General features: G+C 53.6%; 10 protein-coding genes. 9 read left to right on the top strand and 1 reads right to left on the bottom strand.

Annotated features, from left to right (window positions below):
• Positions 1 to 793 precede the first annotated feature (793 nt).
• The 5 genes from D4100_RS23265 to chbG all read left to right on the top strand — a co-directional run bounded on the left by D4100_RS23265 (position 794) and on the right by chbG (position 5696).
• Positions 794 to 1111: a PTS sugar transporter subunit IIB gene (locus D4100_RS23265; RefSeq protein ID WP_006317708.1), complete on the top strand. Its 318-nt coding sequence runs from the start codon at positions 794 to 796 to the stop codon at positions 1109 to 1111.
• Between the two features lie 11 nt (positions 1112 to 1122).
• Complete coding sequence (gene chbC, locus D4100_RS23260) at positions 1123 to 2484, top strand: PTS N,N'-diacetylchitobiose transporter subunit IIC (protein ID WP_006317709.1); 1362 nt, start codon at positions 1123 to 1125, stop codon at positions 2482 to 2484.
• A 48-nt stretch (positions 2485 to 2532) separates the two neighbouring features.
• Entirely contained in the window at positions 2533 to 3918 is a 1386-nt protein-coding gene (locus tag D4100_RS23255) for a glycoside hydrolase family 1 protein (protein WP_119805354.1), read from the top strand.
• Positions 3918 to 4781, top strand: a complete 864-nt coding sequence (gene chbR, locus D4100_RS23250) for a transcriptional regulator ChbR (RefSeq protein ID WP_119805353.1) — start codon at positions 3918 to 3920, stop codon at positions 4779 to 4781. The genes D4100_RS23255 and chbR overlap by 1 nt, the downstream gene beginning before the upstream one ends.
• A 153-nt stretch (positions 4782 to 4934) precedes the next feature.
• Entirely contained in the window at positions 4935 to 5696 is a 762-nt protein-coding gene (chbG, locus tag D4100_RS23245) for a chitin disaccharide deacetylase (RefSeq protein WP_119805352.1), read from the top strand.
• 34 nt (positions 5697 to 5730) lie between these two features.
• Here the strand turns inward: chbG and D4100_RS23240 are convergent, their stop codons facing one another.
• On the bottom strand, positions 5731 to 7116 hold the full coding sequence (locus tag D4100_RS23240) for an MFS transporter (protein ID WP_006317713.1): 1386 nt from the start codon (positions 7114 to 7116) through the stop codon (positions 5731 to 5733).
• 249 nt (positions 7117 to 7365) lie between these two features.
• Between D4100_RS23240 and pncC the strand changes: the two genes are divergently transcribed.
• The 4 genes from pncC to alaS all read left to right on the top strand — a co-directional run bounded on the left by pncC (position 7366) and on the right by alaS (position 12362).
• On the top strand, positions 7366 to 7854 hold the full coding sequence (gene pncC, locus D4100_RS23235; RefSeq protein WP_006317714.1) for a nicotinamide-nucleotide amidase: 489 nt from the start codon (positions 7366 to 7368) through the stop codon (positions 7852 to 7854).
• 112 nt (positions 7855 to 7966) lie between these two features.
• Positions 7967 to 9031: a recombinase RecA gene (recA, locus tag D4100_RS23230; RefSeq protein ID WP_004950320.1), complete on the top strand. Its 1065-nt coding sequence runs from the start codon at positions 7967 to 7969 to the stop codon at positions 9029 to 9031.
• Between the two features lie 64 nt (positions 9032 to 9095).
• Positions 9096 to 9602 carry a recombination regulator RecX gene (gene recX, locus D4100_RS23225; RefSeq protein WP_006317715.1) on the top strand — a complete coding sequence of 169 codons (507 nt, stop codon included), beginning with the start codon at positions 9096 to 9098 and terminating at the stop codon, positions 9600 to 9602.
• 132 nt (positions 9603 to 9734) lie between these two features.
• On the top strand, positions 9735 to 12362 hold the full coding sequence (gene alaS / locus D4100_RS23220; protein ID WP_006317716.1) for an alanine--tRNA ligase: 2628 nt from the start codon (positions 9735 to 9737) through the stop codon (positions 12360 to 12362).
• Positions 12363 to 12512 lie beyond the last annotated feature (150 nt).

Below are 12512 nucleotides of genomic sequence, written 5' to 3'. Positions count from 1 at the left end.
TGTGGGTTGCGAGCAAAATAGACGATAGCTCATGTAAATCAATCAGTTGGTCTAAAACGGAGCTTATAGGACAGGCAAACAGGCTGGCAAACTTTTGTCGCCTGAGTCATCAAGATGATGAGGCTTGCGTGTTACTTGAAGCGCTACGAATAGAGGACCTTTTTCCAACGCTATACTAGCCCAGTGGGCAATCCGCTGTCACAGGTAAAAATTGGAAGCTTTGCGCAAAGTTGGCTTGCAATGAAAGGATGAAGTTGCAGAGCAATCTGCCAGTCGGCACCAAAGTATCCTTATCTTTCCCATCGAGGTTTTATTTTCCCTTTCGGTTGGCGCACGCCAGACGCGTAATGCCAGGACATGCCCGTTCGGTCACAGACTTCCGGGTGCTTTCTGTACAGCGCCATAATCAACTGTGAACTATTTGATGCTTTTACCCTGAATGCTATAAGACAAAGCCACTGATAAGACGTATATATAGCGTGTGTATTTTCAACCTATTGTTTATAGATAACATTTAATGCTTTTATGCGTTTTTATTTCGTCACGTGCATTTATTTGTTAAGCCGATCACATAATTTTTTTGCCCGAAATGTGAAGAGGGTCAATCTGTCAGGTCAAGGAGAGACGGTTCTGTAGGGTGGTGAATTACTTATCCCTGCCTGCGGCTCCGTATACTGTTCGCAACCAGGGCAACATTCATGGAATCTTCACAAGGAAAGTGCGTAGGGCAATCGTCATTGCATCTGGCATACAAATGACATGTGGCTTTTTTGATTATCTCAAGGTGCTTGGTATGGAAAAGAAAAAAATCTATCTGTTTTGTTCTGCCGGTATGTCCACCTCTCTGCTGGTTTCAAAAATGAAAGCGCAAGCGGAGAAGTACGAGGTGCCGGTGATCATTGCCGCTTATCCCGAAGCTCTGGCTGCGGAGAAAGGCGCTGAGGCAGATGTGATCCTGCTGGGGCCACAGATTGCCTACACGCTTGCCGAAGTACAGAAACAGTTGCCGCATAAGCCGGTCGAAGTGATCGACTCCGTTTTGTACGGCAAACTCGATGGCCTTGGGGTGCTGAAGGCGGCGGTTGCCACAATAAAAAAAGCTAACCAATAAGGGGCGTTGCCGTGAATACGTTAATTGCCTCATTGGAAAAGGTCATTCTGCCTTTTGCCGTGAAAATTGGTAAGCAACCCCATGTTAATGCCATCAAAAACGGGTTTATCCGGTTAATGCCGCTGACGCTGACCGGGGCGATGTTCGTTCTGATCAACAACGTGTTTCTCAGTTTCGGTGAGGGCTCGTTCTTCTTCTCGCTGGGGGTGCGGCTGGATGCCTCCACCATTGAAACGCTGAATGGCCTGAAAAGCATCGGCGGCAGCGTTTATAACGGCACCCTGGGGATAATGTCCCTGATGACGCCCTTTTTTATCAGTATGGCTTTAGCGGAAGAACGCAAGGTTGACCCGCTGGCGGCTGCGCTGCTGGCGGTTGCCGCCTTTATGACGTTAACGCCGTTCAGCGTTGGTGAGGCTTATGCCGTCGGTGCTAACTGGCTTGGGGGAGCCAACATCATTTCCGGTATGGTGATCGGCCTGGTGGTGGCGGAGATGTTTGCCTTTGTGGTGCGCCGCAATTGGGTGATCAGCCTGCCGGACAGCGTGCCTTCCTCCGTGTCTCGCTCGTTCTCGGCACTGATCCCCGGTTTCCTGATTCTGTCGATTATGGGCGTGATTGCCTATTGCCTGACGTTGTGGGGCACCAACTTCCACCAAATCATCATGGACAGCATCTCGGCTCCGCTGGCGAAAATGGGCAGCGTAGTGGGTTGGGTGTATGTGATGTTCTCCTCGCTGCTGTGGTTCTTTGGGGTGCATGGCTCAATGGCGCTGGCGGCGCTGGACAGCGGCATCATGACGCCATTCGCGCTGGAGAACGTGGAGCTTTACAACAAGTACGGTTCCGTCGAAGCGGCGGTTGCTGCGGGCAAAGAGTTCCATATGTGGGCGAAACCCTTTGTGGACTCCTATATCTACCTGGGTGGGACCGGTTCGACGCTGGGGCTGATTATCGCCATCTTTATCGCCTCACGCCGTGAAGACTACCGTCAGGTTGCCAAGCTGGCTACTCCGTCGGGCATCTTCCAGATCAATGAACCTATCCTGTTTGGCCTGCCGGTGATTATGAACCCGGTGATGTTTATTCCGTTCATCCTGGTTCAACCGGTATTGACGATTATCACCACGGTGGCCTATTACACCGGGATGATCCCGCCAATCACCAACATTGCGCCATGGACCATGCCGGTCGGGCTGGGGGCGTTCTTCAACACCAACGGCAGTATCGTCGCCATGTTGCTGAGCTTCTTCAACCTGGGTGTGGCGACCTTGATTTACCTGCCGTTTGTGATGATTTCCAATAAGGCGCAAAGCCAGATCGATCAGGCGACCGAGAGCGAAGAAGATATCGCCAAGGCGCTGAAATTCTAACTGTCGGAACGGGGCAGCCTCTGCTGCCCCGGTTTTAGGGGCGTTTGGATGAAATATCAATTTGCTGACGATTTCTGGTGGGGAAGCGCCACGTCTGCGCCGCAGTCTGAAGGGGCCTCTGCGCGGGATGGCAAAAGCCGCAACATCTTCGACTACTGGCATGAAACCGTCCCCGAACGTTTTCATCATCAGGTTGGCCCCTCCGAGGCGTCCACGTTTTATGACAACTTCCAGCAAGATATCCTGCTGCTAAAAAAACTCGGGCATAACACCTTCAGAACCTCCATCTCCTGGTCCCGGCTGATCCCGGAGGGCGATAGCGAAGTGAACCCCAAAGCGGTTGCTTTCTATAACGCGCTTATTGATAGCCTGTTGGCCCAAGGCATCACGCCATTTATCAATCTCTACCACTTCGATATGCCGTTGTGCATGCAGCAGAAAGGCGGCTGGGAAAGCAGGGCGGTGGTCGAAGCCTATGCAAACTATGCCAAGACCTGCTTCACCCTGTTCGGCGACAGAGTCACCCACTGGTTCACGTTCAATGAGCCGATTGTGCCGGTGGAAGCGGGGTATCTGAACGACCTGCACTATCCGTGCGTGGTCGATTTCAAAAGGGCAGTCGTGGTGGCTTACCACAGCGTTCTGGCGCACGCCAAAGCGGTGAGCCATTTCAGAGCGCTGGGCAACGAGGGCACGATAGGCATTATTTTGAACCTGATCCCAACCTATCCCCGGTCGACCAGCCAGGAAGACCTCTTGGCGGCCAACTATGCGGATCTGTTGCTGAACAAGAGCTTCCTGGATCCAGTGACAAAAGGGCGTTATCCGCAAGAATTGGTGGATTTGCTGAAAGCGAATGGGCTGTTGCCACAGACGGCACCAGAGGACGCACAGCTGATCGCCAATGGGGTTGTGGATATCCTGGGCGTCAATTATTACCAGCCTCGCAGGGTTAAAGCGAAAGAAGACTTCCGGGCCACCGATAGGGTGACGATGCCGGAAGATCTGTTCAGCTACTATGAGATGCCGGACCGCAAGATCAACCCGCACCGAGGCTGGGAGATATATGAAAAAGGGCTGTATGACATTCTGACGGATCTGAAGGAAAACTACGGCAACATTCCCTGCTATATTTCAGAAAACGGCATGGGCGTAGAGGGTGAAGAGGCCTTTATCGGCGCCACTGGGCGGGTGGAGGACGATTATCGAATCGACTTTATCCGCGAGCATCTCAAATGGTTGCATCAGGCGTTGGCGGAGGGTTCCAACTGTAAAGGTTATCATTTGTGGACCTTTATTGACTGCTGGTCCTGGCTCAATGCCTACAAGAATCGCTACGGGCTGGTCAGACTGGATCGGGAAAGCCAACGGCGCACGCTTAAAAAGAGTGGCTACTGGTTTGCCGAAACGGCCAAACAAAACGGTTTTGACTAATGGGAGCGAGCGCGGTGACTGATAATCAGGTTTCGCTGAATGCGAACGACGTTAAGCTGATTCGGGAGCAGGATTTTTTTAACTGCAAAGACTTTCATCTGTTTATCTATAACAAGGTGGAGAGCGCGACCGGGCTGCATCAGCATGACTACTATGAGTTCACCATCGTCCTGAGCGGTAAATGCTATCAGGAGATCAACGGCAAGCGGGTGCTGCTCGAGCGGGGAGACTTTGTTTTTATCCCTATCGGCTCACACCACCAAAGCTTTTATGAGTTTGGCGCCGCGAAAATTTTCAACGTGGCGGTCGGCAAGGTCTTCTTTGAGGAGCATTACCTGCAGCTTCTGCCGCGCTGCTTTGTCGCCTCGCAGGCCTATAGCCTGAAGAACGAGTTTTTGGCCTATATCGAGTCGGTGGTCGGCTCGCCTCAGTTTCGCGAAGACGACTTTGCCGAGTTCCTGGAAACGCTGACTTTTTATATCGTCAGCCGCATCCGTCATTACAAGGAAGAGTGCGGCGAAGGCGATGATATTCCCCAATGGCTGAAGAACACGCTGGCGGGCATGCATGATAAAGCGATGTTTGGCGAAAAGGCTCTGCTGAATATGGTTGAGCTGTCGGGGAAAACTCAGGAATACCTGACCCGGGCGATGCGGCGCTACTACCATAAAACGCCGATGCAGGTGATTAATGAAATCCGCGTCAACTTCGCCAAAACGCAGCTTGAGGTGACGAATTATTCAGTGTCGGATATCGCCTTCGATTCAGGTTACGGCGACGTGAGCCTGTTTATTAAAAACTTTAAAAGACTCACCGAAGTCACGCCGGGTAATTACCGAAAAAAGTTCTACGGCCCTGTTTAGGGCCGCTCCCGATAAGTATTAACGCCGATATTCCGAATACCTTTCAGGCCACCCATAACCTGATGAAATAAGTTTTTTTGCATACGCGAAGGGGACCTGCCGTACCTGACGGACGGCTTTCCCTTGCCAAAAATTTGTCAAATGGATACCAAAATGGAAAAGTTACTGATAGTGAATGCCGACGACTTTGGCCTGAGCAAGGGCCAGAACTACGGGGTTATCGAGGCGTTTCATTACGGGGTGGTCTCTTCAACTACCGCCATGGTGAATGGCGAGGATGTGTACCACGCGGCGAAATTGAGCCAGGTTTTTACCGGGTTGCGGGTGGGGCTGCATTTTGTGTTGACTCATGGGCGCCCATTGACCCTGATGCCGTCATTGGTCAACGAGCGGGGGGAACTCGGTAAGTGGCTGTGGGAAAGGGCCGAGTCTGCGATGCTGGATTTGGACGAAATCTACAATGAGCTGGTGGGGCAATACGACAGGTTTGTGGCCGTTTTCGGCAAAGCGCCGACTCATATCGACAGCCACCATCATACGCATATGTTGCCGCAAATCTATCCGTTGGTGGAAGCCTTCGCTCAGTCCAAATCCATTCCGCTGCGTATTGACCGCCAGGTAGTGGCGCAACAAGACATTCCGCTGCGTTATGATCGTAGCACCGAGTGGTTTGATGCGGGCTTTTATGGCGAGGCCATATCTGAAGCGCTGTTTTTGCAGGTGCTTGAGCGGGCCGACGAACGCAGCGCCGGTTCAGTCGAGATGATGTGCCATCCGGCATTCCTGGATAAAACCCTTCTGGCGAGCAAATACTGCTACCCGCGGCTTGCCGAAGTGGATGTTTTAACCGCACCAGGCATTAAAAACGCGATTGCGGAGCGCGGTTACCGCCTGGGATCCTTCCTGGATCTGTGACGCTCGGATATCGCGCTCAAAGAGGGGCCAATGATTAAAGCATCGAGTGGGCCTTTTTCAACCCCGTATCTTCATCGGGATCTGCACCCTGCGGGATGGGTTCCTCCGCTGCCGGCGTTTCGCTGGGTTGATCATCTACCGGATCCGGTGCGGCCTCCGGAGGCGGCATGGTATCGTGGATGATCTGCTCATCGAAGGTTGGGTTCAGTGCCGGGGAAAGCGGCGAACTGGTCAGGCTGTCCGGCAGGGGAATATGCGGTAATGGCGCATCCTGCACAAACTGCGACTCGTCTTCTTTTACCGTACGGCTGAAGGCCACCAGCAATACGCCGCAAAGCGAGAAGAACGCATACAGAATGTTGCCGCCCAGCGGCTGAATCAGCGCCCCGACCGCCAGCGGACCGATACTGGCACCGACGCCGAACGCCATCAGCAAACAGGCTGCCAGCGATACGCGCCGCTCAGGCTCGATCAGATCGTTCGCCAATGCCACGACCAGTGGATACAGCGTGAATTGCAGCATGCTGACGATAAATCCCACCACCAGCAGCACAGGAAAATCAATGTGCGGTACCAGAGCCAGCGGCAATGCCGCCACTATCAGTAAAATGGCATTGATGCGCATCAACAGCGTACGATTATAGCGGTCTGACAGCCAACTGAGCGGGAACTGCGCCACCAGTCCGGCAAAGATGGCGATCGCCATAAACAGGCCGGTTTGTTGGGTAGTTAGTGTCTGCATGCTGGCGTAGACCGGAGCCAGCCCATAGAAAGAGCCTACTACCATGCCGATCACCAGCGTGGTCGCCAGCACCTTGGGAATAGCGCCGACAAAATAGCGTAGTTCCATTGGTGCCGGTGACATGTGACGCGCATTGGTACGAGTGGTGAGGGCGATAGGTACCAGGCAGAGTGCAAAACACAGCGCGATCAACAGCAACGTGGTGATGCCGAGATTGGTCTGCAGCATCAGCACCACCTGGCCCAGCGACATGCCCAGGTAGGTGGCCGCCATATAGAAACCGAAAACTATGCCGCGCTGATTGGATTCCGCCTGGTCGTTCAGCCAACTCTCCAGCACCATAAATTGGCACATCATGCACAGGCCGATAATCAGGCGCAGCACCACCCAGACAGGAATGTACTCCGTCAGGCCGTGCCCCAGCACCGCAGCGGTAATGATGCCGGCGCAGGAGACGTAAGCGCGGATATGGCCGACGCGGGCAATCAGGAAATGACCGACTTTACCGCCGATCACCAGGCCGATGTAGTTGGCGGCAATAATTGCGCCGATCAGCGCACCTGTTACATGGATTGAGGTTAAACGCAGGGAGATGTAAGTGGTGAGCAACCCTGACCCCAGCAGCATCAGCAGGGTGGTGGTATACAACGGAAAGAAGACGCCTAACGTTTTTTTCACTCTATCATCCTAATCTTTTGTCCTGGTTTGCCTGGGCCCGCCACGCCGGCAGCACAGACGGCCCTGTGAGATCCCTCATCCTGAAACGCCGTTCGTTAACCCGGGCGTTACATTTGATACTAGCAGTTTGACCCGCGGCTTAACACCGCCTCTCCTGCGAGGCGCTGCGCATTTCTGTCATCGCGGCGTCGGTCAGGCTTGATAAATGCTACTATCGGGCGCATATACCTGATTCGCTATGGAGGGGTTATGAGTGAAAATCAGCTGCGGGAACTCAGCATTGCCGTAGGGGAAAAACTGAAGGCCAAGGGGCTGTGGATCACCTGTGCGGAATCCTGCACCGGCGGCGGCATCGCCAAAGCCATCACTGACATTGCCGGCAGCTCTGCCTATTTCGATCGCGGGTTCGTCACTTACAGCAACGCGGCGAAACACGAGTTGCTGGGTGTGGCGGAATCGACCCTGACTGCCCACGGTGCCGTGAGCGAAGAAGTGGTGCGCGAGATGGCGCAGGGGGCGTTACATGCGGCGCAGGCTGGTCTGGCGCTGTCGGTCAGCGGCATTGCCGGGCCGGACGGCGGCAGTGCGGAAAAACCGGTAGGTACCGTATGGTTTGGTTTTGCCGAACGCTCTGGGCAGGTGCAGGCGCATAAAATGCAATTTGCCGGCGATCGTGATGCGGTGCGGCTTCAGGCGACGATTTTCGCGCTGCAAACCGCACTTGACGAATTTTTGTAAAATTAGGCTTGATACTGTATGAGCATACAGTATAATTAGCGACATTTCCTGCACAACATACATTCCGTTGCAGTGTGGGGTAACACCGGCATTGCGAAACGAAGGAGCAAAAATGGCTATTGATGAGAACAAGCAAAAGGCGTTAGCTGCGGCACTGGGCCAGATTGAGAAACAGTTCGGCAAAGGCTCCATCATGCGTCTGGGTGAAGACCGTTCTATGGATGTAGAAACGATCTCTACCGGCTCACTGTCACTCGATATCGCGCTGGGTGCGGGCGGCCTGCCAATGGGCCGTATCGTTGAAATTTATGGCCCGGAATCCTCCGGTAAAACCACTCTGACGCTGCAAGTTATCGCTGCCGCGCAGCGCGAAGGCAAAACCTGTGCATTCATCGATGCCGAGCACGCGCTGGATCCGATTTATGCCAAAAAACTGGGCGTCGATATCGACAACCTGCTGTGTTCCCAGCCGGACACCGGTGAGCAGGCTCTGGAAATTTGTGATGCTTTGACCCGCTCTGGCGCGGTTGACGTGATCATCGTTGACTCCGTCGCGGCGCTGACACCAAAAGCGGAAATTGAAGGTGAAATCGGTGACTCACACATGGGCCTTGCGGCGCGCATGATGAGCCAGGCGATGCGTAAGCTGGCCGGTAACCTGAAAAACGCCAACACGCTGCTGATCTTCATCAACCAGATCCGTATGAAAATTGGTGTCATGTTCGGCAACCCGGAAACCACTACCGGTGGTAACGCACTGAAATTCTATGCTTCTGTTCGTCTGGATATCCGCCGTATCGGTGCGGTTAAAGAAGGCGATGAAGTGGTGGGCAGTGAAACCCGCGTTAAAGTAGTGAAAAACAAAATTGCAGCGCCTTTCAAGCAGGCTGAGTTCCAAATTCTGTACGGTGAAGGCATCAACAGCCGCGGTGAACTGGTCGATCTGGGCGTTAAGCACAAGATGATCGAGAAAGCCGGCGCCTGGTACAGCTACAACGGCGATAAAATCGGTCAGGGTAAGGCAAATGCCTGCAACTTCCTGAAAGAAAACCCTGCGGTTGCCGCTGAACTGGACAAAAAACTGCGTGACCTGCTGCTGCACAGCAACGGTGAACTGGTTACCGCTACCAATGAAAGCTTCGATGATGGTGAAGCTGAAACCAGCGAAGAGTTTTAATCGCTGTTGAGGTTGGTGCATGCCATTTAGGTTGCACCAACATCGATTAAATCAGGCTTGAATAATGAATGATTTGCTAAGCCGCGCCATGCGCCTGCTGTCGCAACGCGATCATAGTGAAGCTGAACTGCGCCGCAAACTTGCGGCGCAGCCATTTATGGCGAAAACCAGATTTGGCTCCAAGACCCTCCCCACCTCTGCACCGTCCCCTGAAGAACCCGTAGATCCCGCCGTTATCGAGCAGGTTATTACCTATTGCTACCAGCACAACTGGTTGGACGATCAACGCTTTGCCCGCAGCTATATCGGCAGTCGCAGCCGTAAAGGTTACGGCGCGCAGCGCATCCGCTCGGAACTGATGCAAAAGGGTGTGGATAAAGAGCTGACTCAGACGGCGCTGGCGGACTGTGATATCGACTGGTGTGAACAAGCTAAGCAGGTGGCGCAGCGGAAATTTGGCGACGAGTTGCCAACGGACTGGAAAGAGAAAGCCAAAGTTCAGCGTTATCTGCTCTATCGAGGCTTCTTTCAGGAAGAAATTCAGTCAATTTACCGTGATTTTGCGCAATGAACGCACACGGGGTTTTACTTCCCTCTGAAGAAAATTTATCTTATCCCCACTTTTTGTTCGTGAGCTAGATGCCATCGTCAGGATGTCGCGCTCTTGCTCACGTGTCGTTATTCTAGCCTTTCCGGGAAAATTATGAGCAAGAGCACCGCTGAGATCCGTCAAGCGTTTCTCGATTTCTTTCATAGTAAAGGCCACCAGGTTGTAGCAAGCAGCTCCCTGGTACCTAACAATGATCCGACATTGCTGTTTACCAATGCCGGCATGAACCAATTTAAAGATGTTTTCCTGGGGCTGGACAAGCGTGCCTATTCCCGAGCCACTACCTCACAGCGTTGCGTGCGTGCGGGTGGTAAGCATAACGATCTGGAGAACGTCGGTTATACAGCACGTCACCATACGTTCTTTGAAATGCTGGGCAACTTCAGCTTCGGCGACTATTTCAAACACGATGCCATCAGCTACGCGTGGGAACTGTTGACCGGTGAAAACTGGTTTAACCTGCCGAAAGAAAGGCTGTGGGTGACCGTCTATGAAACCGATGACGAAGCCTTCGACATCTGGCAGAAACAGATTGGCGTACCGGCAGAACGCATTATCCGTATTGGCGACAATAAGGGGGCGGCCTTCGCGTCTGACAACTTCTGGCAAATGGGCGATACCGGCCCATGCGGCCCGTGCACCGAGATCTTCTACGATCACGGCGATCACATCTGGGGTGGCCCGCCAGGCAGCGCGGAAGAGGACGGCGATCGTTACATTGAGATCTGGAACATCGTTTTCATGCAGTTCAACCGTCAATCCGACGGCACTATGTTGCCACTGCCAAAACCTTCGGTAGATACCGGTATGGGCCTGGAGCGCATTGCCGCGGTGTTGCAGCATGTCAATTCCAACTATGAAATCGACCTGTTCAGCAAGCTGATTACCGCTGTGGCGAAAGTGACGGGTGCGGTTGATTTGGATAACAAATCCCTGCGTGTTATCGCCGACCATATCCGTTCCTGTGCCTTCCTGGTGTCAGACGGCGTAATGCCTTCAAGTGAAGGCCGTGGCTACGTGCTGCGTCGCATCATTCGTCGCGCTATCCGCCACGGCAATATGCTGGGCGCGAAAGAGAGCTTCTTCTATAAACTGGTTGCACCGTTGATAGAAGTGATGGGCCCGGCAGCCGAAGAACTGAAGCGTCAGCAATCGTTGGTTGAGCAAGTGCTGAAAACCGAAGAAGACCAGTTTGCCCGCACGTTGGAACGTGGCCTGGCCTTGCTGGACGAAGAGCTGGCCAAGCTGCAGGGCGATACTCTGGATGGCGAAGCGGCCTTCCGCCTGTATGACACTTACGGCTTCCCGGTCGATTTGACCGCAGACGTGTGCCGTGAACGCGGTTTGAAAGTGGATGAAGCTGGCTTCGAGCTGGCGATGGAAGCGCAGCGCCGCCGTGCGCGCGAGTCCAGCGGCTTCGGTGCCGACTACAACAGCATGATCCGCGTTGACGACGCCAGCCAGTTCAGCGGATATGACCGCGAAGAGCAGCAGGCTACAGTGACGGCATTGTTCCGCGACGGTCAGCCGGTGAATGAGATCCACGCAGGCGAAGAGGCTGTGGTGGTGCTGGATGAAACGCCATTCTACGGCGAATCCGGTGGCCAGGTTGGCGATAAAGGCGTGCTGAAAGCCGCTGGCGCTGATTTTGTGGTTAGCGATACTCAGAAATATGGCCAGGCCATCGGCCATCAGGGCAAATTGTCTCAGGGTTCGCTGAAGGTGAAGGATCGCGTTGATGCGCAGATCGATACCGCCCGCCGTAATCGCATTCGTCTGAACCACTCCGCTACCCACTTGCTGCATGCGGCTTTGCGTCAGACTCTGGGCGATCACGTAGCGCAGAAAGGCTCGTTGGTTAACGATAAATATCTGCGTTTCGACTTCTCGCATTTTGAAGCGATGAAGCCGGAGCAAATTCGCGTAGTGGAAGATTTGGTTAACCAGCAGATACGTCGCAACCTGCCGGTGCAAACCGACGTGATGGCGCTGGATGATGCCAAAGAGAAGGGCGCGATGGCGCTGTTTGGTGAGAAGTACGACGACAGCGTACGAGTACTGACCATGGGCGACTTCTCTACCGAACTGTGTGGCGGTACTCACGCCAGTCGTACCGGCGATATCGGCCTGTTCCGCATTCTGACCGAGTCAGGTACCGCCGCGGGCATTCGCCGTATTGAGGCCGTAACCGGCGAGGGCGCTATTGCTACCCTTCATCAGCAAAACGATCTGTTACAGGACGTAGCGCACCTGGTTAAAGGTGACAGTAACAACCTGACGGACAAGGTACGTGCGGTGCTGGATCGTACTCGCGCACTGGAGAAAGAGCTGCAGCAGCTGAAAGATCAGCAGGCGGCACAGGAAAGCGCTTCGTTGTCCAGCCAGGCAAAAATGGTCAATGGCGTGCAGCTGTTGGTCAGCCGGCTTGATAACGTTGAAGCGAAAATGCTGCGGACCATGGTTGACGATCTGAAAAATCAGCTGGGTTCTGCAATTATCGTGCTGGCCACTACGGCCGACGATAAGGTTAGCCTGATTGCCGGCGTGACCAAAGATTTGACCGACCGGGTGAAAGCCGGCGAGTTGATCGGTCAGGTAGCGCAGCAGGTTGGCGGCAAAGGGGGTGGGCGCCCCGATATGGCGCAGGCTGGGGGCACCGATGTCAGTGCTCTGCCGGCGGCATTAAACAGTGTAGAGGCCTGGGTGGCTTCGAAACTGTGAATATAAATAAATAGCACTTATAAACGCCATAAGTCATTGCTGATTATGGCGTTTTTAGCCTGTGCTAACACAATTTAGTTACAATTCCGGGAACAAAGTTTTTCAGGTCGGCTAAACTTATCATTATCTGAGGTGAGACCAAGCCTGCTT

This window comes from Serratia inhibens (assembly GCF_003591175.1).
Lineage (GTDB): Bacteria > Pseudomonadota > Gammaproteobacteria > Enterobacterales > Enterobacteriaceae > Serratia > Serratia inhibens.
The sequence above is the reverse complement of the archived record's forward strand: the minus strand, read 5'-3'. Positions and strand labels throughout refer to the sequence as shown.

Coding starts and splice junctions, on each gene's coding strand:
- D4100_RS23265 (WP_006317708.1), top strand. CDS start 794: ATGGAAAAGAAAAAAATCTATCTGTTTTGTTCTGCCGGTATGTCCACC.
- D4100_RS23255 (WP_119805354.1), top strand. CDS start 2,533: ATGAAATATCAATTTGCTGACGATTTCTGGTGGGGAAGCGCCACGTCT.
- chbR (WP_119805353.1), top strand. CDS start 3,918: ATGGGAGCGAGCGCGGTGACTGATAATCAGGTTTCGCTGAATGCGAAC.
- chbG (WP_119805352.1), top strand. CDS start 4,935: ATGGAAAAGTTACTGATAGTGAATGCCGACGACTTTGGCCTGAGCAAG.
- pncC (WP_006317714.1), top strand. CDS start 7,366: ATGAGTGAAAATCAGCTGCGGGAACTCAGCATTGCCGTAGGGGAAAAA.
- recA (WP_004950320.1), top strand. CDS start 7,967: ATGGCTATTGATGAGAACAAGCAAAAGGCGTTAGCTGCGGCACTGGGC.
- recX (WP_006317715.1), top strand. CDS start 9,096: ATGAATGATTTGCTAAGCCGCGCCATGCGCCTGCTGTCGCAACGCGAT.
- alaS (WP_006317716.1), top strand. CDS start 9,735: ATGAGCAAGAGCACCGCTGAGATCCGTCAAGCGTTTCTCGATTTCTTT.